The sequence below is a fragment of the Dyella ginsengisoli LA-4 genome, assembly GCF_000334915.1.
Classification (GTDB): Bacteria; Pseudomonadota; Gammaproteobacteria; order Xanthomonadales; family Rhodanobacteraceae; genus Dyella_A; species Dyella_A ginsengisoli_A.
Genome location: NZ_AMSF01000032.1, coordinates 11,970 through 32,351 on the forward strand (window position 1 = coordinate 11,970; position 20,382 = coordinate 32,351).

Genomic DNA, 20,382 nt, shown 5'->3' on the forward strand with positions numbered 1-20,382 from the left:
GTCAGCCGCCGCGCGAGGCCCGCTTGCGGTCGTTCTCGGTCAGGTGCTTCTTGCGCAGGCGGATTTCCTTCGGCGTGACCTCGACCAGCTCGTCGTCGTCGATGAAGTCCAGCGCCTGCTCCAGCGAGAACTTGATCGCCGGGGACAGCTGGATCGCATCGTCCTTGCCCGAGGCGCGCATGTTGGTCAGCGGCTTGGGCTTGATCGCATTGACGGTGAGGTCGTTGTCCTTGGCGTGGATGCCGACCAGCTGGCCTTCGTACACGTTGTCGCCCTCGGCGGCGAACAGCTTGCCGCGCTCCTGCAGCGGCCCCAGCGAGTAGGCGGGGGTGGTGCCGGCGGCGTTGGCGATCATCACGCCGTTCTGGCGCTTGGCGATCTGGCCTTCTTCCTTCGGACCGTAATGGTCGAACACGTGGAACAGCAGGCCCGAGCCCTGGGTGAGGGTCTTGAACTGGTTCTGGAAGCCGATCAGGCCACGCGCCGGGATCATGTACTCCAGGCGCACGCGACCCTTGCCGTCCGGCTCCATGTTCTTCAGCTGGCCCTTGCGGATGCCCAGGCGCTCCATCACCGGGCCCTGGTGGATCTCTTCCACGTCGACCACCAGCTGTTCGATCGGCTCCATCTTCTGGCCGTCGATCTCCTTGATGATCACTTCCGGGCGCGACACGGCCAGCTCGTAGCCCTCGCGACGCATGTTCTCGATCAGCACCGACAGGTGCAGCTCACCGCGGCCTGAAACCAGGAACTTGTCCGCGTCCGAACCCTGCTCGACGCGCAGCGCCACGTTGTGCACCTGCTCGCGCTCGAGGCGGTCCTTCAGCTGGCGGCTGGTGAGGAACTTGCCGCCGGAGAGGTCCTTGTTGCCGGCGAACGGCGAGTTGTTGACCTGGAAGGTCATCGAGATGGTCGGCTCGTCGACGGTCAGCGCCGGCAGCGCCTCCGGGGTGTCCAGCGCGCAGACGGTGTCGGAGATGGTCAGGTCGGCGATGCCGGAGATGGCGACGATGTCGCCGGCCTCGGCACTGTCCTGCTCGATCCGCTCCAGGCCGAGGAAGCCCAGCACCTGCAGCACCTTGCCCTGGCGCTTCTTGCCGTGGCGGTCGATGATCGCCACCGGCATGTTCTTCTTCAGGGTGCCGCGCTGGATCCGGCCGATGCCGATCACGCCGACGAAGTTGTTGTAGTCCAGCTGGCTGATGCGCATCTGGAACGGGCCTTCCGGGTCGACCTCCGGCTTCGGCGCGTGCTGCATGATCGCTTCGTACAGCGGGGTCATGTCGCCTTCGCGGGCATTCTCGTCCAGCGAGGCGTAGCCGTTCAGCGCCGAGGCGTAGACGATCGGGAAGTCCATCTGCTCGGGCGTGGCGCCGAGGCGGTCGAACAGATCCCACACCTGCTCCACCACCCACTCCGGACGCGAGCCGGGGCGGTCGATCTTGTTGATCACCACGATCGGCTTGAAGCCCATCGCGAACGCCTTCTGGGTCACGAAGCGGGTCTGCGGCATCGGACCGTCCAGCGCGTCGACCAGGATCAGCACGGTGTCCACCATCGACAGCACGCGCTCCACCTCGCCGCCGAAGTCGGCGTGTCCGGGGGTGTCGACGATGTTGATGCGGTTGCCGTTCCAGGTGATCGCGGTGTTCTTGGCCAGGATGGTGATGCCGCGCTCCTTTTCCTGGTCGTTCGAATCCATCACGCGCTCGGCCAGCACGGTGCGTTCGGCCAGGGTGCCGGACTGCTTCAGCAACTGGTCGACGAGGGTGGTCTTGCCGTGGTCGACGTGGGCGACGATGGCGATGTTGCGCAGGTTTTCGATAGACATGGGTAAAGGCTCGGCGGGCGCCGTAAGGGCCGCCTGAAGGGTGGGCTGAAGGAATAACCGCCGGATTATACGGGCTTGTGTGACAGATTGCTGCGTCGCCGCGTATGGCGGTTCAGGCGGGACCGGGTGGGCCGGGGGGCATGCGAGCGGGGTGGCGGGCGTCTCCTGATCAAACAGGAGCGGCTTCACGGGTGACCGGCGGGGGCTGGGCCATGGTGGGAAAGGGCATCGCGACTGAAGTCGCTCCTGCAGGGGGCAAGCGGAGGCCTCGACCCGTGTGGGAGCGGCTTCAGCCGCGACGGCGGGCGGTGGACCGCCGGTAATGCGTCGCGACTGAAGTCGCTCCTGCAGGGGATTCGTGCCTGAGAGCGGGCTGTTTGCGGTGCCGGGCCTAGTGGATCAGCGCCATCTGGTCGTTGGCGGTGTACCAGAGCAGCTGGTAGTGACCGTACGGGTAGTCGAAGCTGGCGTCCTCGCCGGGGATGGTCGAGGTGTGCACGCCGTCGACGGTACATACGCCGCCGTAGCAGTTGATCTCGTCGATCCACGACTTGAACGAGTACATGTGCGCCCCGTAACGGTGACCCGCGAACGAGTTCAGCAGCGGGCTGCCGATCGACAGGCCGTAGCTGCCGCAGGTGGCGGTCAGCACGTTGTACGGATACACGCCGCAGCTCCACAGGCCATGCACGGCGCCGGCGATGCCGATGAAGGTGTCCACTTTCGACGCCACGCCCAGCCGGTCGATCTCGCGCATCGCCAGGGTCACGCCCATCGAGTGCGCTATCACGTCGATCTTCCCGCTGCACGAGCCGGCGATGGCGCTGGAAATGGCATTGCGCACCGGGGTTTCCTCGGTGCCGTTGTGGTCGTTGCAGGCAGCGCAGTACGGGTTGCCCCAGGACGGCCGGACGATCTGCGCATCGCTCCAGCCGTTCTGGCGCAGCAGGTTGTAGGTGTTGACGAAGTCGCTCGGGCTGCCGGTGTTGCCGTGGACCATCACCACCGTGTCGTGGCACACGGCGTGGGCTGCGGTCGCGGGTACCAGGAACAGCAGGGCGAGCAGGACGTGCTTGATCGACATCATGTCTTTCCTCCTTCGCTACGTGCCTCGGTGACGAGGCGGGTGGCGCCGCGCGGGTGCGTGGTGCCGGATCGGTAGCGACATCGCGGCGTGGTGGGCGCCGGGGGAGGGATGTCGGGGGTGGGGTCCGGGTTTGGCTTTTAGTGCCGCGGCATCAAGATTCACCACGCTTGCTGTAGGAGCGGCTTCAGCCGCGATGCTCCAGGCTTTAGTTGTGCATCAGGAGCAAGAGCATCGCGGCTGAAGCCGCTCCCACAGGTTCTATACGAGCCGCGGGTGGCGCTCACACCAACCCCGTCATCGCATACACCGCAATCACCACCCCCACCGCCAGCGTCTTCACCACGGTGATCGCGAAGATGTCCTTGTACGACTGCCGGTGGGTGAGGCCGGTGACCGCCAGCAGGGTGATTACCGCGCCGTTGTGCGGCAGCGTGTCCATGCCGCCGGAGGCCATCGCGGCCACGCGGTGCAGCACTTCCATCGGGATGCCGGCGGCCTGCGCGTTGTGGATGAAGGTGTCGGCCATGGCGCCCAGCGCGATGCTCATGCCACCGGAGGCCGAGCCGGTGATACCGGCCAGCGCGGTCACCGAGACGGCCTCGTTGACCAGCGGGTGCGGAATCGCGCGCAGGCCGTCGGCGACCAGCTTGAAGCCCGGCAGGGCGGCGATCACCGCACCGAAGCCGTATTCCGACGCGGTGTTCATCGAGGCCAGCAGCGCGCCGCCCACGGCCGCCTTGCTGCCTTCGGCGAAGCGCCGGGTCACCGGCCTCCATGCAGTGGCCAGCACGCACAGGATGCCGACCAGCAATGCGGCCTCCACCGCCCAGATCGCGGCGATCTTCGACGTCTCCTGTACCACTGGCTTGGCGGTGCCCACCACGGCTGGTACGAACGAACTGGTGGCGCCGTACAGGCGCGGGATCGCGTCGGTAAACACCTTGTTGGCCACGCCCACAAGCAGCAGCGGCAGGACCGCCAGCAGGGGGTTGGCCAGCTTGCCGTGTTCGAACGGCGCCGGCTCGTTCACCAGGTCGGTGCCATAGCCTTCGCCGGCCGCGGCGGCTTTGCGCCGACGCCATTCCAGGTAGCTCAGCCCGACGACCAGGATGAACACCGCGCCGATCGTGCCCAGCCACGGCGCCGCCCAGCCGGTGGTGCCGAAGAATGCGGTGGGAATGATGTTCTGGATCTGCGGCGTGCCCGGCAGCGAGTCCATGGTGAAGGTGAACGCACCCAGCGCGATGGTGCCGGGGATCAGCCGTTTGGGGATGTCGCTGGCGCGGAACAGCTCGGCGGCGAACGGGTATACCGCGAACACCACTACGAACAGCGACACCCCGCCGTAGGTCAGCAGCGCGCATACCAGCACGATCGACAGCATCGCGCGGCTGCGCCCGACCAGGCCGATGGTGGCCGCCACGATCGCCTTGGAGAAACCCGACAGCTCGATCAGCTTGCCGAACAGCGCGCCGAGCATGAACACCGGGAAGTACAGCCGGAGGAAGCCGACCATCTTCTCCATGAACAGGCCGGTGAACATCGGCGCCACCAGCGAGGGCTCGGTCAGCAGCACCGCGCCCAGCGCGGCCAGCGGTGCGAACAGGATCACGCTGTAGCCGCGGTACGCCGCGAACATCAGGAAGCACAGCGCGGCGAGCACGATCAGGAAGGCCATCCTTGCGGTTCCTCGGCGGTGGCGTGGATCACGATGGGGTCCGCAGTATCCGCACCCCCCGCCGCCATCGGCACTGTACGAAGGTACAAGTGTGACGGCGCCCTCCGCTGCCTAGGCTTGCCAGCCAACAAGCATCCATCGTCGATGGCTGCGTCCACGCGAGTCGCCCCCGAGGCGGCCAGCTCACCGAAGGGAAGGGGAAACCATGAAGCGCACGCATCTCAGTCTCGCGATCGGCCTGGTGATCGGCCTGTCCGGCAGCCCCGTGCTGCACGCGCAGGACACCGCAGGTGCGCCGAGCGTCGACAAGGCCAAGCAGCTCGACCAGATCACGGTGACCGCGCGCAAGCGCGAGGAGACGCTGCAGGACGTGCCGATCGCGGTCAGCGCGTTCACCGCGCAGTCGCTGGAAAAGCAGAACGTGCAGAACCTGGCCGACCTGCAGGGCAAGGTGCCGTCGCTGCAGATCTACGCCGCGCGCGGCTCCAACACCACGCTGACCGCCTACATCCGCGGCATCGGCCAGGCCGACCCGACCTGGGGCTTCGACCCGGCGGTGGGTATCTACCTGGATGACGTCTACGTGGCCCGCCCGCAGGGCGCAGTGCTGGACGTGTTCGACGTCAGCCGGATCGAGGTGCTGCGCGGTCCGCAGGGCAGCCTGTACGGCAAGAACACCATCGGCGGCGCGATCAAGTACGTCTCCAACCCGCTGCCGACGAAGACCGAGGGTGCGGTGGAAGTGACCGCCGGCACCCACGGCGAGAAGGACATCAAGGCCAGCCTCGGCGGCGCCAGCGCCGACAAGGTGTGGCGTGGCCGCGCCGCGTTCGCCAGCGAGCACAATGACGGCTTCGGCAAGAACCTCAACACCGGCAGCCGCAACGGCAACAAGAACACCAACTCGGCCCGGGCGACGATCGGCTACTTCCCCAGCGACCACTTCAACGCCCAGTTCGAAGTGGACGGCGTGCGCGACAACTCCAACCCGCGCGGCGCGAAGATGCTGATCGCCAACAAGTTCGATCCCGCCTACGCGCCGCTGTCGAGCAACTTCGACACCCGCGGCGGCATGGCCCAGCTCAACAACACCACGCTGTACGGCACCGGCCTGACCCTGAACTGGGTGGCCAGCAGCGACTGGACGCTGAAGTCGGTGACCGCCGTGCGCGGCTCGCACACCGACACCGCGATCGACTTCGACACGCTGCCGGAGAAGATCGCCGACGTCACCGCGATCTACAAGGACCACCAGTTCAGCCAGGAGCTGCAGGCCAACTACGACGCCGGCGGCAGCCTGCACGGCGTGGCCGGCCTGTACTACTTCAACGGCTCGGCCAGCGGCCAGATCCACAACATCTTCCTCGGCTCGCCGCCCTACAGCACGCTGGGCTACTCGCTCTACGGCAGCACCGGCGGACGCATCGGCACGCGCAGCCTGGCCGCCTACGGCGACTTCACCTGGGACATCAACCCGAGCTGGAGCCTGGATGTCGGCGTGCGCATGACCCGCGAGACCAAGAGCGCGCTGATCCAGAACTACGGCTACGCCGACGAGACCTTCAGCACGCCGATCTCGGTGGCGGCCAACTTCTCCGGCTCGCACACCTCGAGGAACGCCTCGCCGAAGGTCTCGCTGGACTGGAGCGTCAACGACAACGTCAAGCTGTACGCCAGCTACAGCACCGGCTTCCACTCCGGCGGCTACAACATCCGCGCGAACTGCACGGCGATCCCGACCTCGTGCCGTCCGATCAAGGACGAGAAGGTGCAGTCCTACGAACTGGGCAGCAAGATGACCTTCTTCGACGACGCGCTGATGATGAACACCGCGCTGTTCCGCAACGTGTACTCGGACATCCAGCTGTCGGTGTTCACCTCGTACACGCTGCCCAACGGCAGTCAGGGCTTCTTCGGCGACTTCACCAACGCCGGCAAGGGCCACATCGACGGCCTGGAGGAAGAGTTCGCCTGGAAGCCGGCCGACGGCTGGACGCTCAGCGGCAACTTCGCCTACCTGCACACGAAATACACCGAGTTCCTCAGCGGTGGCGTCAACATCGCCGACCAGCAGAAGTTCACCAACGCACCGAAGTGGTCCGGTGGCCTGTCGCTGGAGAACACCCGCCCGGTCGGCAATGGCAGCCTGACTGCCCGCGTGAACTACACCTACCAGACCATGGTGTACCCGGAGACCACGCTGTCGCCGCTGATCGCGCAGGGTGCCTACGGCCTGTGGAATGCGGGCATCATCTGGCAGATCGACCAGCCGTGGAGCCTGAGCCTGCAGGGCACCAACCTGGCCAACAAGTCGTACCGCACCACCGGCTACAACATCGGCTCGCTGGGCATCGTCACCGGCTTCTACGGTGCCCCGCGGATGGTGACGCTGAGCGCGCGCTACACGTTCTGAGGCGGCCTTCCGCCTCGAGAGGCCCGCGCGAACGCTCCCCGGTCGCGCGGGCCGTTGTTTTTCCGCTCCAGCGAGGATTTCCCATGACGATGCTCCACCGCTTGCGCCTGACCGCCCTGGGCCTTCTGTTCGGCACCGCCGCGGCCTGCGCCGCGCACGACGATGGCGGGTTGCCGAAGCTGCATCTGGAGGCGGGGCGCACCGCCGTGGTCGGCCTGTCTTCCGGCGCCTACATGGCGACCCAGGCGCAGCTGGCCTATCCGGAACTGTTCCACGACGCGGCGATCGTCGCCGGTGGTCCCTACGGCTGCGCCGGCGGCAACCTGCAGACGGCGCTGTCCAGCTGCATGAAGGGCACGCCGGCGATCGACGTGGACGCATTGGTGGCGACTGCCCACAGGCGCGCGGCGGCCGGCCAGCTCGGCTCGCTCGATGCGCTGGCCGGGGCGCATGTGTACCTGCTGCACGGGCGCGACGATGGCACCGTGGCGCCGGCGGTGGCCGAGGCCGGGGCGCAGTTCTATCGACAGCTGAAGGCGGGCGCGCCGGCGCTGGCCGGCCTGCAGGTGGTCGACGACGGCGGCCGCGCGTTCGCCCACAACCTGCCGGTGGCGGCCTCCGGCGAGGACTGCGACAAGTCCGTCTCGCCGTATCTCGGCCATTGCGGCTTCGACGCGGCGGGCGAGATCTTCCGCCAGCTGTTCGGTGCGCCGGCGCGCGCGGCAACCGAGCCGAAGGGCACGCTGCGCAGCTTCGACCAGGACGCGCTGCGCCCGGACGGCAAGGACGCGCTGCTGGCGGCCAAGGGCTATCTCTACGTGCCGCCGGCCTGCGCCGCGGGCAAGCCCTGCGGCCTGGTGGTGGCGCTGCACGGCTGCAAGCAGAACGCCGACGCGGTGGGCGAGGCGTTCGTGAAGGATGCCGGCTTCAACCGCTGGGCCGACGTCTACGGCGTGGCGGTGCTCTATCCTCAGACCCGCGCAAGCTTCGCGCCCTTGAATCCGCAGGCATGCTGGGACTGGTGGGGATACTCCGGCTCCGACTACGACACCCGCCAGGGCGTGCAGCTGCGCTGGCTGGCCAACGCCGTGCGCGCGCTGGGGTTGCCTGCGAAGCGGTGATGGCAGGACGCGCGGTTGACCTGCATGGTCGTCACCCCGGCGGAAGCCGGGGCCCAGCGTCTTCGCTGTACCTGGCATGGCGTTGCCAAGCAGGAGCAAAGAGCCTTTCGAGCCGCTATCGCGGCCCGAGTCACTTTTCTCTGCTTGGCCAGAGAAAAGTAACCCAAAGAGAGGCCACCCCGTTGCGGCGTCCGACGGCCATCCATGGCCGCCGGATGCGTGAGGATCGGCCGGGCGTTTCGACGGGGCATCCTGCCCCGGCGAAACGTGGTGGGCATCCTTGCCCACCACCCTGCGGGCCTTTTCGTCCGCTCCTCACCGCCGCAAAGGGGCCCCGGTACAGCCGCGCGCTTCCTGCGCGCACGGCATACGGGAGCTCGCTCTCACTTCTCACTCCTCTCCACTCACTCCTCGCTCCGCCATGCTCAGCACCCCGCTGATCGCCACCGCCGCGCTGCTCTGGCTGGGCCTGCTGTTCGGCGTGGCCCAGCTCGGCGAGCGCCGCCCGCACCTGCTGGAGAAGCGCTGGGCGATCGTCTACGCACTGTCGCTGGCGATCCACTGCACCTCGTGGACCTTCTACGGCACGGTCACCCAGGCCAGCCGCTCCGGCTGGTGGCTGCCGCCGACCTTCGTCGGCGCGATCCTGATGTACCTGATGGCGGTCACCGTGCTGCAGCGGCTGGTGCAGCTGGCGCGCGAGTACAACGCCGGATCGATCGCCGACCTGGTCTCGGTGCGCCTCGGCCGCCACGCCGGCCTGGCCGCGCTGGTCACCGCGGTGATCATCATCGGCATCGTTCCGTACATCGCGCTGCAGCTGAAGGCGGTGGCGATGAGCTACGCCACGCTCAACCGCGGCCAGCTCGGCGAGTCCGAGCCGTGGCAGGACTCGGCGCTGTACGTGGCGCTGCTGATGGCGCTGTTCGCGATGCTGTTCGGCACCCGGCGCGCGGCGACCACCGCGCACAACCGCGGGCTGGTGCTGGCGATGGCGTTCGAGTCCCTGTTCAAGCTCGGCGCGATGCTGGCGCTGGGCACGCTGCTGTTTTCGCCGCTGCCGGCCAACCTGCCGCCGCCGGTGCCGCTGCCGCACGACAGCCGCGGCTTCCCCGCGCTGATCCTGCTCGGCGCGCTGGCGATGTTCACCCTGCCTCACCAGTTCCATGCCGGCGTGGTGGAGTGCCGCGACGAGCGCCACGTGCGCACCGCGCGCTGGCTGTTTCCGCTGTACATGGTGCTGATTGCCCTGCCGATCCTGCCGCTGGCGAAACTCGGCGATGCCTGGCTGGGGCCGCAGGGCGTGCCGTCGGACCTCTACGTGCTGGCGCTGCCGATGGCTCGCGGGCAGCACGGCCTGGCGCTGGTCGCCTTCCTCGGCGGGTTGAGCGCGGCGACCAGCATGGTGGTGGTGGCCACGCTGGCGCTCAGCCTGATGGTGGTGAACCACTTCATCGCGCCGCTGCGGGTGCGTGCCGGCTGGGGTCGCGGCGAGCGCGGCGACCTGCGCGGGCAGGTGATCACCCAGCGGCGCGTGGCGATCCTCGCGGTGATCCTGCTGGCCTGGGGCTACAGCCGCGTGCTGGCGCGCAACGATGCGCTGGCCGACATCGGCGCGATTTCCTTCTCCGCCCTGGCCGGGCTGGCCCCGGCGCTGCTGGTGGCAGTGTACCGGCCGCAGCTGGGGCCGCGCGCGGTGTTCGCCGGGCTCGCCGTCGGCACCGCGGTGTGGTTCTACACGCTGCTGCCGGTGGTGCTGCCGGAAGCGCCGGCGTGGCTGCTGGCCGGGCCGTTCGGGCTGGACTGGCTGGGGCCGGACCATCTGTTCGGGCTGGGCGACTGGAGCCGGCTCGGCCGTGCGGTGGTGCTCAGCCTGGCGGTGAACGTGGCGGTGGTCGGCTGGGTCGCCGGTACCCGTTACGGCAAGGCGACCGGGGCCGCCGGCGTGGGCGACGTCGGGGTGGCCGAGCTGCGCGCGCTGGCCGTGCGCTTCCTGCCGCCGGAGCGGGTCGAGCACCTGTTCGCCCAGGCGCCGGCGCAGGGGCCAGCGGGCGCGGCGCGGATGGCCGAGGTGGAGCACGAACTGGCTGCGGTGATCGGCGCGGCGTCCGCGCGGCTGCTGCTGGAAGTGGTGCATCGCCAGGGGCGCGGCGACCTGGATACGGTCGCGGCCATCGTCGGCGAGGCCGCGCAGGATCTGCGCTTCAACCAGCGCGTGCTGGAGGCGGCGCTGGAGAACATGAGCCAGGGCATCTGCGTGGTCGATGCCGAGCTGCGGCTGGTCGCGTGGAACGCGCGCTACGCCAGCCTGTTCGACTACCCGCCGGAGCTGCTGCAGGTGGGTCGGCCGGTGGCCGACCTGACCCGCTACGCGGTGGCGCTGGGCATCGTCGGCGAGGTGTTCGACGCCGACACGCTGGAGGCGCGCGTGCAGCGCCGGCTGCAGCACATGCGCTCCGGCACGCGGCACCTGTCCGAGCGGCGCTTTCCCGACGGCACCGTGGTGGAGATCCGCGGCAACCCGATGCCCGGTGGCGGCTTCGTTGCCACCTTCACCGACGTCACCGCGTTCCGCCAGGCCGAGCGGGCGCTCAAGCGCATCAACGAGACGCTGGAGCAGCGCGTGGACGAGCGCACCCGCGCGCTGGCGCAGGCGTCGGAAGAGGCGCAGCGCGCCAACGAGGCGAAGAGCCGTTTCCTCGCCGCGGTCAGCCACGACCTGATGCAGCCGCTGCACGCCGCGCAGCTGTTCGCGCACACGCTCACCGAGCGCGGTGCCGACGTCGCCACGGCGCAGCATCTCAACGGCGCGCTGGCAGCCACCGAAGGCCTGCTCGCCGGCCTGCTCGACATCGCCCGGCTGGAGGGCGGACGCCTGCATCCGCAGCCGCGCGAGCTGGCGCTGGCCGAGGTGCTCGATCCGCTGGCCGCCGAGTTCCGCGCGATCGCCCGCGACCGCGGCGTGCGCTTCGACACCGTGGCCAGCACGGCGTGGGTGCGCACCGATCCGCAGCTGCTGCGCCGGGTGCTGCAGAACTTCCTCTCCAACGCGCTGCGCTATGCCGAGTGCGGCCGGGTGCTGCTGGGCGTGCGCCGGCAGGGCGACGCGCTGCGGGTGGAGGTGTGGGACACCGGGCCCGGCATCGCGCCGGAGGAGCAGCAGCTGATCTTCCAGGAGTTCCGCCGCGGCAGCGCCGCGGGCGGGCAGGGCCTGGGACTGGGCCTGTCGATCGCCCAGCGGATGGCCGCGCTGCTCGATCATCCGCTGGGCCTCCATTCCATCCCGGGGCGCGGCAGCGTGTTCCATCTGGCGCTGCCGCTGGCGCGGCCGGTGCGCCCGACCGCGCCGCTTGTGTCCTCGCTGCTGCCGGTGGCATCGGGCCGCGCGCTGGTGCTGGACAACGAGCCGGCGGCGCTGGCCGCGCTCAGCCATCTGCTCGCCGGCTGGGGCTGGGAGGTGCATGCGGCGCGCCAGGCCGAGCAGGCACTGGCCGCGCCGTGGCGGCCGGACATCCAGATCCTCGACTACCACCTGGACGCCGGCCGCACCGGCATGGACGTGTGGGCGCAGCTGCGCGAGCGTCACGCGGACGTCGCCACCGTGATCCTCACCGCCGACCGCGACAGCGAGCTGCGCCAGCGGCTGCAGGATCTCGGCGCGGTGGTGCTGCACAAGCCGCTCAAGCCGCTGGCGCTGCGGCAGGTGCTGCAGCGGGTGGCCAGCGCGCAGCAGGCCGCGGTGTAAGCCTCGCCGGCACGGTGGCCGGGCCGGACTCAGGCGGCGAGGCTGGCCGCCCAGTCGTCGATCGTCCGCACCGTCGCCTGCCGCGGGAACACTTTTTCCGTGAGCACGCGATGCACTTCGGCATCGCCGTCCATGCAGCCGTCGGCGAGCACGGTGAGGCGGTAATCGAGGTCGGCGGCGAGCCGCACGGTGGACAGCACCACGCCGCTGGTGGAGACACCGGCCAGCACCAGGTGGCGGATGTTGCCGCCGCGCAACACCACGTCCAGGTCGCTGCCGGCGAATGCGCCGATGCGCCGCTTGGTGACGATCACGTCCTGCGGCTGCACTGCCAGGTCCGGATGGATGCCGGCGGCATCGGTCGATTCCAGCAGGCGGCCACTGCCGCGGATGCCGGCGAAGATCGCGTTGTCGGCCGACACCTCCGGATAGCCGTCGCGGAACGCCACGCGGACCCAGATCACCTGCAGTCCGGCGTGGCGGGCGGCGGCCAGCGCGCGGCGGATGCGCGGCAGGTAGTCGGCGTCACCGTAGTTGGCAAGGATCCCGGGCTGCAGGTCCATCAACAGCAGGGCGGTGTCGGCGCGGGAAGCGTCGGTCATGGGGAGTATCCTTCGTCGGGGGATGCGGGGTGAATCAGACGACCCGCGCGGGCTCGCCCAGTTCCAGTGCCTTCAGCACGCCGCTGGCCTGGGTGCGGTTGCGCACGCCGAGCTTCTCGAAGATCGCGGTGACGTGTGCCTTCACCGTGCGCTCCTGGATCGCCAGCCGGTCGGCTATCTGCTTGTTGAGCAGGCCGTCGGCCAGCAGCACCAGCACGCGGTACTGCTGCTCGGTGAGGCTGGCCAGCCGGGCCGCCAGGTTGCTGTCGGCCGGATCGGCCGGCAGCGCGGCCACGCTCTCGGCCAGCGCCGGCGGCAACCACGTGCCGCAGTCGAGCACGCAGCGGATCGCCTCGCCGATCTCGGCCGGGCTGGCGCTCTTGGGAATGAATCCGGCGGCGCCGTGGTCCAGCGCGCGGCGGACCACCCGCGGCTCGTCGTGCGCGGACACCACCAGCACGGCCACCCCGGGATGCTGGCCGCGCAGCGCGGCGAGACCGCTCAGCCCCTGGCTGCCGGGCATGTGCAGGTCGAGCAGCACCAGGTCGATGTCGGCGTCCGCGCGCAGCGCTTCCAGCGCGCCATGCAGGTCGGCCGCTTCCAGCACCGTGCAACCGGCGACGCTGGTCGCGGCGGCCTGGTGCAGGGCGGCGCGGAACAGCGGGTGGTCGTCGGCGATCAGCAGGCGGGTCATCCATCGAACGGTAGCCGGGCCCGACGGTGCCGTCGAGGGTGGATCGTCACGGCCGGGCATCCGGACGACGGGCCGCGCACTACCTTCTTCTGAACACTCGACGCGCTACGCTCGGCAGGTCCCACGGCGACAGGAGGGCGACGGAGATGGCCGGGTTAGTGCGACGCTGCATTTCGCTGCTGCCGATCGTGACCTTGCTGCTCGGCATGTCGCCGGCCGTTCGCGCGGCGAACACGGCCGAGGGCCCACCGGTGGTAGCGCGGATCGTGCTCGATGGGGCGATCGGTCCGGCCACCGCGGAATACGTCCACGACGCGAGCCGGCAGGCGGTCGCCGCCGGCGCCAGTGCGATCGTGCTGCAACTGGACACGCCCGGCGGCCTGGCCGAATCGATGCGCGACATCATCGCGGACATGCTGGCCAGCCCGGTGCCGGTGCTGGTCTACGTGGCTCCCGGTGGTGCGCGGGCCGCATCGGCGGGCACCTACATCCTCTACGCCGCGCAGCTGGCGGCGATGGCGCCGGGCACACACCTCGGGGCAGCCACGCCGGTGTCCCTGGGCGGCGGCATGCCACTGCCGCGGGCGAAGCCCGCGCCCGCAGGCAGCGCCTCGTCCGCCCCCGCGGACGGATCCCCGCTCGCGGACCAGGGCGGGGACGCCGAGGCGCACAAGGTACTCAACGATGCCGTCGCGTACATCCGCTCCCTCGCCCAGTTGCGGGGGCGCAACGCCGCCTGGGCCGAGCAGGCGGTGCGCGGCGCGGCGACGCTGACGGCGACCGAGGCGAAGCAGCAGCGCGTGATCGACATCGTCGCCACCAGTCTCCCCGACCTGCTGGCCCAGGCCGACGGTCGCGTCGTGCGCGTCGGCGAGCAGGAGGTGGCGTTGCACCTGCGCGGCGCCACGGTACGCGACTTCGCGCCGGGTGCACGCGTCCGGTTTCTGGCCGTCATCACCAACCCGACGATCGCTTACCTGCTGCTGCTGGCGGGCATCTTCGGCCTGCTGCTCGAAGCGCTGCATCCCGGCGCGATCCTGCCCGGCATGGCCGGCGGCATCTGCCTGCTGGTGGCGTTCTATGCGTTGCAGTGGCTGCCGGTGAACTATGCCGGCCTGGCGCTGATGGCGCTGGGCATCGGGCTGCTCGTGGCCGAGGCGCTGACGCCGACGATCGGCGCGCTCGGCGTCGGCGGAATCATTTCATTCGTACTGGGGTCGGTCATGCTGATGCATTCGGGAACGCCGGGTTACGCGGTGAACATCGGCGTGATCGCCGGCATCGCGGTGGCGGCGTCGCTGCTGCTGGCGCTGTTGTTGTGGATGGTGCTCGGCGCGCGCCGGGCACGCCGGTTCAGCGGCGACGACGCATTGCGCGATGCGCAGGGCGAATTGCTGATGGCGCTGGAACCCGGTGCCGAAGGCTGGGCGCGGGTGCTGGGCGAGCGCTGGCGGGTGCGGGCCGAGGTGCCGCTGCCTGCCGGAGCGCACGTGCGCGTGCTGCGGCGGCAGGGACTGCTGCTGTGGGTCGAGGCCCTCTGATCGATGCGTCGCCGGTGCGCCGGCGACTTTCCTGTCACTGATGGAGATGGACATGTTTGGATTCATGGGTGTGCTGGTGGTGCTCGTCGCGTTCCTGCTGTTTTCCTCGGTCAAGGTATTGCCGGAATACGAGCGCGGCGTGGTGCTGACGCTGGGCCGCTACACCGGCACCAAGGGGCCGGGCCTGATCCTGCTGGTGCCGATCGTGCAGCGCATGCTGCGGGTGGACCTGCGCATCACGGTGATGGACGTGCCGCCGCAGGACGTGATCTCGCGCGACAACGTGTCGGTGCGGGTCAACGCGGTGGTGTACTTCCGCGTGGTGGAGCCGGACAAGGCGGTGCTGCAGGTGTCGGATTTCTACCAGGCCACCAGTCAGCTGGCGCAGACGCGGCTGCGCTCGGTGCTGGGCCAGCACGAGCTGGACGAGATCCTGTCGCAGCGCGAATCGATCAACCAGACGCTGCAGGGCATCCTCGACGAGGCGACCGACCCGTGGGGGATCAAGGTGGCCAACGTGGAGATCAAGGATGTCGACCTCAACGACACCATGGTGCGCGCGATCGCCCGCCAGGCCGAAGCCGAGCGCGAGCGTCGCGCCAAGGTGATCCACGCCGACGGCGAGATGCAGGCGGCGGAGAAGCTGCGCGATGCGGCGGCGATGCTGTCGCAGCAGTCGCAGGCGCTGCAGCTGCGCTACCTGCAGACGCTGGCCGACATGTCCGCCAACGGCAAGTCGTCGACCATCGTGTTTCCGCTGCCGCTGGACCTGATCAAGCCGCTGATGGAGGCCTTGCCGCAGAAGCCGGGCACCGTGCGCCCGGAGTGATCCGGGCCGTGCGGCGACGTCCGTGGACGTCGCCGCATGCTGCGCCGCATGCGGTCGGCGGCCATGGACTTTCGTACGATGGCGGCCACGCAGGCGGTTGCTATGGTGCACGGATGAACCTGCGCACCTTCTGCCTGCCGCTGCTGGCGCTGGCCCTGCCGGCCTGTGCTGCGCTCCCATCCCCACCGGAGGCGGCGATGACCCATCCCGGATTCCTGGTCGGCGACGTCCGCGTCACCGACCATCGCGACCACGACGACCTGCTCAGTGCGGGACTGGGACTGGCCGGCCTGGCCGGCGCTCCCTCGCCGATCGCCGATCCCGCGCATCCCACGCCTGCCGAGCTGCGCCGGCGGGCGATCCAGGCCAACTGGAAAGGCATCGCCGATCTCGGCCCGCTGGGCGGCTACGGCACGGTCTATGGCGGCGTGCCGGACGTGCCGGGTCGTGAATACCAGGCCTTCGCCCGGGTGCCCGGCGCAAGCCAGCCGCATCGCGTGCTGCTGCAGGTGCCCGACCATTTCGACCAGACGCATCGCTGCCTGGTGGTGGCGCCGTCGTCGGGCTCGCGCGGCGTGTATGGCGCGATCTCGCTGGCCGGTGCGTGGGGCCTGCCGAAGGGCTGCGCGGTGGCCTACACCGACAAGGGCACCGGACCGGGCTATTTCGACTACGCCGACGACAGCGGCGTGCAGCTGGACGGCACCCGCGCGAAGCGTGGCGAGGCGATGCTGGAGTTCGAACCGAAGCCCGCGCCGATCGATGCCGGTATCGCAGTCAAGCAGATGCACTCCGGCGACAACCCCGAGGCCGACTGGGGCCGCGATGTGATCCAGGCGGCCCGGTTCGGCCTGGCCATGCTCGATCGCGCTTTCCCCGAGCAGGCGCCGTTCACGCCGCAGAACACGAGGATCATCGCCACCGGGCTGTCCAACGGCGGCGGCGCCGTGCTGCAGGCGGCCGGCCTGGACGATGAACACCTGTTCGCCGGCGTGGTGGCGCTGGAGCCGAACGTCTACGTCGCGGGCCACGGCCGGCCGATGTACGACTACGCCACCGAGGCGGCGATCTGGCTGCCGTGCGCGCTGACCTCGCCACGCTTCGCCCGGGTACCCTTCGGCCGTGCGCCGGACGGCTCGGTCCCGCCGGCGTGGATCCAGCGTTGCGCCAGCCTGCACACCGACGGTCGATTGCCGGGTGCGACGGTGGCGGCGCAGGGCGAGGCGGCCTACGAGCGGCTGCGCTCCCATGGCTGGACCGACGAGGCGATGGCGACCGCGGCCAGCACCACGGCGTTCGATCTGTGGCGGGTGATCGTGGCCGGCTACGCCTCCTCGTATGCGCGGACGGGAGCGACCGACATGCCGTGCGGTTTCCACTACGTCACCATCGACAAGGACAACCATCCCGCGCTGGCCGATGCGGCGACGCGTGCGGCCTGGTGGGCGGACGGTTCCGGCATTCCGCCCGGCAACGGCATCGCGCTGCGCGGCGGCATGGACCACTCCGACGACCCGACGCTGGCCGGGCTCGACTGCCTGCGCAACCTGTGGACCGGCGACGGCAGCGAGGCGCGCACCGTGCACGCCAGCGTCGCCGCCACCGCCGTGAAGCTGCCGCGGGCGGACCTGCCGCTGTGGGTACTGCACGGCGCCGGCGACGGCCTGTTGCCGACCGCCTTCAGCTCCGAACCCTATGTGGCCTGGCTGCGCAGCGAAGGGCGTTCGCCGCTGTACTGGCGGGTGCCGTATGCCCAGCATTTCGACGCCTTTCTCGCCGTGCCCGGGTTCGGTGCGGCCCACGTGCCGCTGATGCCCTACGGCTACGCCGCGCTGGACCGCATGTGGGCGCATCTGTTCGAGGGGGCACCCTGGCCGAAGGCGCTGCCGACACCGGCGGCCTCCGCCCGCGGCGAGGGCATGCTGCGCCGGGAGATGCTGGGCCTGCCCTGAGCACCGCCGTGTCTGCTCGGCGCGCGCCGGGTGCCTGCGTTATCCTTGGCGGCCATTTGCCGCCGCGCCCGGGCGCGGCGACGCGTTCCACCCGAACCCAAGGATTGCCCCATGTCCATCCAGCTCACGCTCCAGACCAACCGCGGCCCGATCCGCCTGCGCCTGCACGACGACAAGACCCCGGTCACCGTCGCCAGCTTCGTCAATCTGGTGCGCCGCGGCTATTACGACGGCCTGTCGTTCCACCGCGTGATCGCCGACTTCATGATCCAGGGCGGCTGTCCGCTCGGCACCGGCACCGGTGGCCCCGGCTACAAGTTCGAGGACGAGTTCAACCCGTCGCTGCGCCATGACAAGCCGGGCATCCTGTCGATGGCCAACGCCGGTCCGCGCACCAACGGCAGCCAGTTCTTCATCACCCACGGCGCCACCCCGTGGCTGGACGGCAAGCACAGCGTGTTCGGCGAAGTGCTGGGCGCCGAGGACCAGGCCGTGGTCGACGCGATCCGCCAGGGCGACGTGATCGAGAAGGCCACCGTCGAAGGCGACGTCGATGCGCTGCTGGCGGCCCAGGCCGAGCGCGTGAAGGAGTGGAACACCATCCTCGACGCCCGCGGCTGAGCCCGGTCTTCAGGCGGTATGCGGCGGCCACCCTCGGGTGGCCGCTGTCGTTTCGGGCTTCCGGTGAGGTGCGGTGGTTGCGCCCGGTCGATCGGCCTATGCTCGGCCGGCGAGGCGCGGTGGCGCGCCGGTCCAGGGAGTTCGAGCCATGTCGTTGCTGGGAGATCTGATGGGTGGAAGCGTGCAGGGCGGCGGCTCCCTGCTGGGGGTGGCCGGCGAGCTGATCGAGAAGGCCGGTGGCGTGCAGGGTCTGGTGGCGATGTTGCAGCAGCACGGCCTGGGCGACGCGGTGCAGTCCTGGGTGGGTACTGGCGCCAATCAGCCGGTGTCCCCGGGCCAGCTCGGCCAGGCACTGGGCAATGGTGGCCTGGGCGGCGTGATCGAGTCGATGGCGAGCAAGCTCGGTACCGATCCGCAGGCGCTGCTCGGCCAGCTGTCGCAGGTGTTGCCGCATGCGGTCGACCACCTGACGCCGGACGGGCAGGTGCCGTCGGGCAATGCCGGTGTCGACCTGGGTGCGCTCGCCGGGCTGGCCGGCAAGCTGTTCGGCTGAGGCGCGATGGCCCGGCGCAGATCCCGCGCCGGGCCGCCGGCTCAGGACGATTTGTTCTTGAACACCATGTGGTAGGCCAGCAACAGGACCACCGCACCGATCACCGAGGCGATCCAGCCGGCTGACTGGCCGGGGGCGTACATGTGCAGCACATGGACGCCGACCCAGGTCGCCAGCAGCGAGCCGGCGATGCCGATCAGGCCGGTGACGATGAAGCCGCCCGGGTCGCGCCCCGGGGTGAGCAGCTTGGCGATCACGCCGACCACCAGGCCGACCAGGAATACCCAAAGCCAATGCATCTGCGGAACCTCCTCCGGCTGGGGGCACTCCGGCCCGCTCCGCGCGCCATCCCGGCATCGCAGGCCGCTGCGGCGGCACCTCGCGCATCTTGCCGCGGGTACGACCTTGGTGGGACGGCCTGACCGGCGGCCGGTAGGCGCGTGTTAAACTTCGCCGGTTTGCTGACCGCAAATCCCTTCGAGGACACCATGCCCCAGCTCGCCCAGCGCGTCGGTCGCGCCAAGCCCAGCGCGATCATGCTGATCGCCGAGAAAGCCAAGCAGCTCAAGGCTGCCGGCCGCGACGTCATCAGCTTTTCCATCGGCGTACCGAACTTCCTGCCCGGCGAGCACGTGTACGCCGCGGCGCGCGAGTCGCTCAGCCACGACTCGGGCCAGTACGGCAGCAACCGCGGCGCCGAGGGGCTGCTGGATGCCTTCCTCAAGCACATCGATGCGCTGGGCCTGACCGGCTACGGCCGCATGAACCTCTCCATCGGCATCGGCGCCAAGCAGGTGCTGTACAACCTGGCCGAGGCGATGCTCGACGAGGGCGACGAGATCTGCTTCGCCGCACCGTTCTGGACCACCTACCGCGACATCGCCGACATCGTCGGGGCAAAGGCGAACATCCTGCACTGCGGCCCGGACCAGAACTACAAGCTGGTGCCCGCGCAGCTGGAAGAGGCACTGAAGCGCAAGCCGAAGGTGTTCCTGTTCAACAACCCGTCGAACCCCACCGGCATGGTCTACACGCGCGAGGAAATCGCCGCGCTCGCCGACGTGCTGGTGAAGTATCCGGACACCTGGATCATCACCGACGACATCTACAACTCGATGGTGTTCGACGGCCTCGGTTACCACAACTTCGTGCACTCGAAGCCGGAGCTGAAGGACCGGCTGGTGTTCGTCGACTCGTTGTCCAAGACCTATGGCATGCCGGGCTGGCGCGTGGGTTTCATCGCAGGTCCCGAATCGGTGGCCAAGGCGGTCACCACGCTCAACTCCAACCACATAACCAGCCTGCCGGAAGTGATCACCGCCGCCGCGGTGGCCGCGCTGACCGGGCCGCAGGACGTGCCGCAGGCCAAGTGCGCCGAGTTCGCCGCCAAGCGCGACACGGTGATGGCCGCGCTGAACGCGATCCCCGGCGTGGTCTGCCCGCGGCCGCAGGGCGCGTTCTACGCGTTCCCGGACATTTCCTGCGCGTTCGGCAAGCGCCACGGCGAGCTGGCCATCACCGACGACGTGAGCTTCTGCGCCGCGCTGCTGGAAGCCAAGGGCGTGGCCTGCGTGCCGGGCTCGGCCTTCGGCGAGCCGCGTGCCATGCGCATTTCCTACACCTGCCCGACGGCGCAATTGCAGCCGGGCCTCGACCGCATCGCCCAATTCTTTGCCGAACTCAATTGACCACAAACCCCTGCAGGAGCGGCTTCA

General features: G+C 69.6%; 15 protein-coding genes. 9 read left to right on the forward strand and 6 right to left on the reverse strand.

From position 1 onward, the window contains the following. Position 1: 1 nt before the first annotated feature. The 3 genes from typA to C693_RS0109025 form a co-directional block, all read right to left on the reverse strand. A complete protein-coding gene (gene typA, locus C693_RS0109015; protein ID WP_017461939.1) occupies positions 2–1,831 on the reverse strand; it encodes a translational GTPase TypA in 1,830 nt (609 codons plus the stop codon). Between the two features lie 391 nt (positions 1,832–2,222). Then, positions 2,223–2,918, reverse strand: a complete 696-nt coding sequence (locus C693_RS0109020; protein WP_017461940.1) for a lipase — start codon at positions 2,916–2,918, stop codon at positions 2,223–2,225. Between the two features lie 280 nt (positions 2,919–3,198). Next, the gene (locus C693_RS0109025) at positions 3,199–4,596 is read right to left on the reverse strand and encodes a GntP family permease (protein WP_017461941.1); all 1,398 of its coding nucleotides are present in this window, start codon (positions 4,594–4,596) and stop codon (positions 3,199–3,201) included. A gap of 205 nt (positions 4,597–4,801) precedes the next feature. Between C693_RS0109025 and C693_RS0109030 the strand changes: the two genes are divergently transcribed. The 3 genes from C693_RS0109030 (at position 4,802) to C693_RS0109040 (ending at position 11,875) form a co-directional block, all read left to right on the forward strand. Beyond that, on the forward strand, positions 4,802–7,009 hold the full coding sequence (locus C693_RS0109030) for a TonB-dependent receptor (RefSeq protein ID WP_017461942.1): 2,208 nt from the start codon (positions 4,802–4,804) through the stop codon (positions 7,007–7,009). A gap of 83 nt (positions 7,010–7,092) precedes the next feature. Beyond that, entirely contained in the window at positions 7,093–8,130 is a 1,038-nt protein-coding gene (locus C693_RS0109035) for an extracellular catalytic domain type 2 short-chain-length polyhydroxyalkanoate depolymerase (protein WP_017461943.1), read from the forward strand. Between the two features lie 421 nt (positions 8,131–8,551). Continuing rightward, the gene (locus C693_RS0109040; protein WP_017461944.1) at positions 8,552–11,875 is read left to right on the forward strand and encodes a hybrid sensor histidine kinase/response regulator; all 3,324 of its coding nucleotides are present in this window, start codon (positions 8,552–8,554) and stop codon (positions 11,873–11,875) included. Between the two features lie 29 nt (positions 11,876–11,904). On the opposite strand, the gene C693_RS0109045 is transcribed toward C693_RS0109040, so the two are convergent. Together C693_RS0109045 and C693_RS0109050 are read right to left on the reverse strand one after the other, a co-directional pair. Beyond that, a complete protein-coding gene (locus tag C693_RS0109045) occupies positions 11,905–12,477 on the reverse strand; it encodes a cysteine hydrolase family protein (RefSeq protein WP_017461945.1) in 573 nt (190 codons plus the stop codon). 34 nt (positions 12,478–12,511) lie between these two features. After that, positions 12,512–13,171: a response regulator transcription factor gene (locus tag C693_RS0109050; RefSeq protein WP_017461946.1), complete on the reverse strand. Its 660-nt coding sequence runs from the start codon at positions 13,169–13,171 to the stop codon at positions 12,512–12,514. A gap of 158 nt (positions 13,172–13,329) precedes the next feature. Between C693_RS0109050 and C693_RS0109055 the strand changes: the two genes are divergently transcribed. The 5 genes from C693_RS0109055 to C693_RS0109080 all read left to right on the forward strand — a co-directional run bounded on the left by C693_RS0109055 (position 13,330) and on the right by C693_RS0109080 (position 18,667). After that, on the forward strand, positions 13,330–14,712 hold the full coding sequence (locus C693_RS0109055; RefSeq protein ID WP_241762654.1) for an NfeD family protein: 1,383 nt from the start codon (positions 13,330–13,332) through the stop codon (positions 14,710–14,712). 52 nt (positions 14,713–14,764) lie between these two features. Further along, complete coding sequence (locus C693_RS0109060; protein WP_017461948.1) at positions 14,765–15,541, forward strand: slipin family protein; 777 nt, start codon at positions 14,765–14,767, stop codon at positions 15,539–15,541. Between the two features lie 113 nt (positions 15,542–15,654). Next, positions 15,655–17,493, forward strand: coding sequence for a 3-hydroxybutyrate oligomer hydrolase family protein (locus C693_RS0109070; protein WP_083868275.1), 1,839 nt, complete (start codon positions 15,655–15,657; stop codon positions 17,491–17,493). Positions 17,494–17,604: 111 nt separating this feature from the next. Continuing rightward, entirely contained in the window at positions 17,605–18,114 is a 510-nt protein-coding gene (locus C693_RS0109075; RefSeq protein WP_017461949.1) for a peptidylprolyl isomerase, read from the forward strand. Between the two features lie 148 nt (positions 18,115–18,262). Further along, entirely contained in the window at positions 18,263–18,667 is a 405-nt protein-coding gene (locus C693_RS0109080; RefSeq protein ID WP_017461950.1) for a YidB family protein, read from the forward strand. 41 nt (positions 18,668–18,708) lie between these two features. On the opposite strand, the gene C693_RS0109085 is transcribed toward C693_RS0109080, so the two are convergent. After that, positions 18,709–18,966: a GlsB/YeaQ/YmgE family stress response membrane protein gene (locus tag C693_RS0109085; protein ID WP_017461951.1), complete on the reverse strand. Its 258-nt coding sequence runs from the start codon at positions 18,964–18,966 to the stop codon at positions 18,709–18,711. A gap of 189 nt (positions 18,967–19,155) precedes the next feature. Here C693_RS0109085 and C693_RS0109090 point away from each other — a divergent pair, with 189 nt between their 5' ends. Then, positions 19,156–20,355 carry a pyridoxal phosphate-dependent aminotransferase gene (locus C693_RS0109090; protein WP_026107298.1) on the forward strand — a complete coding sequence of 400 codons (1,200 nt, stop codon included), beginning with the start codon at positions 19,156–19,158 and terminating at the stop codon, positions 20,353–20,355. Positions 20,356–20,382 lie beyond the last annotated feature (27 nt).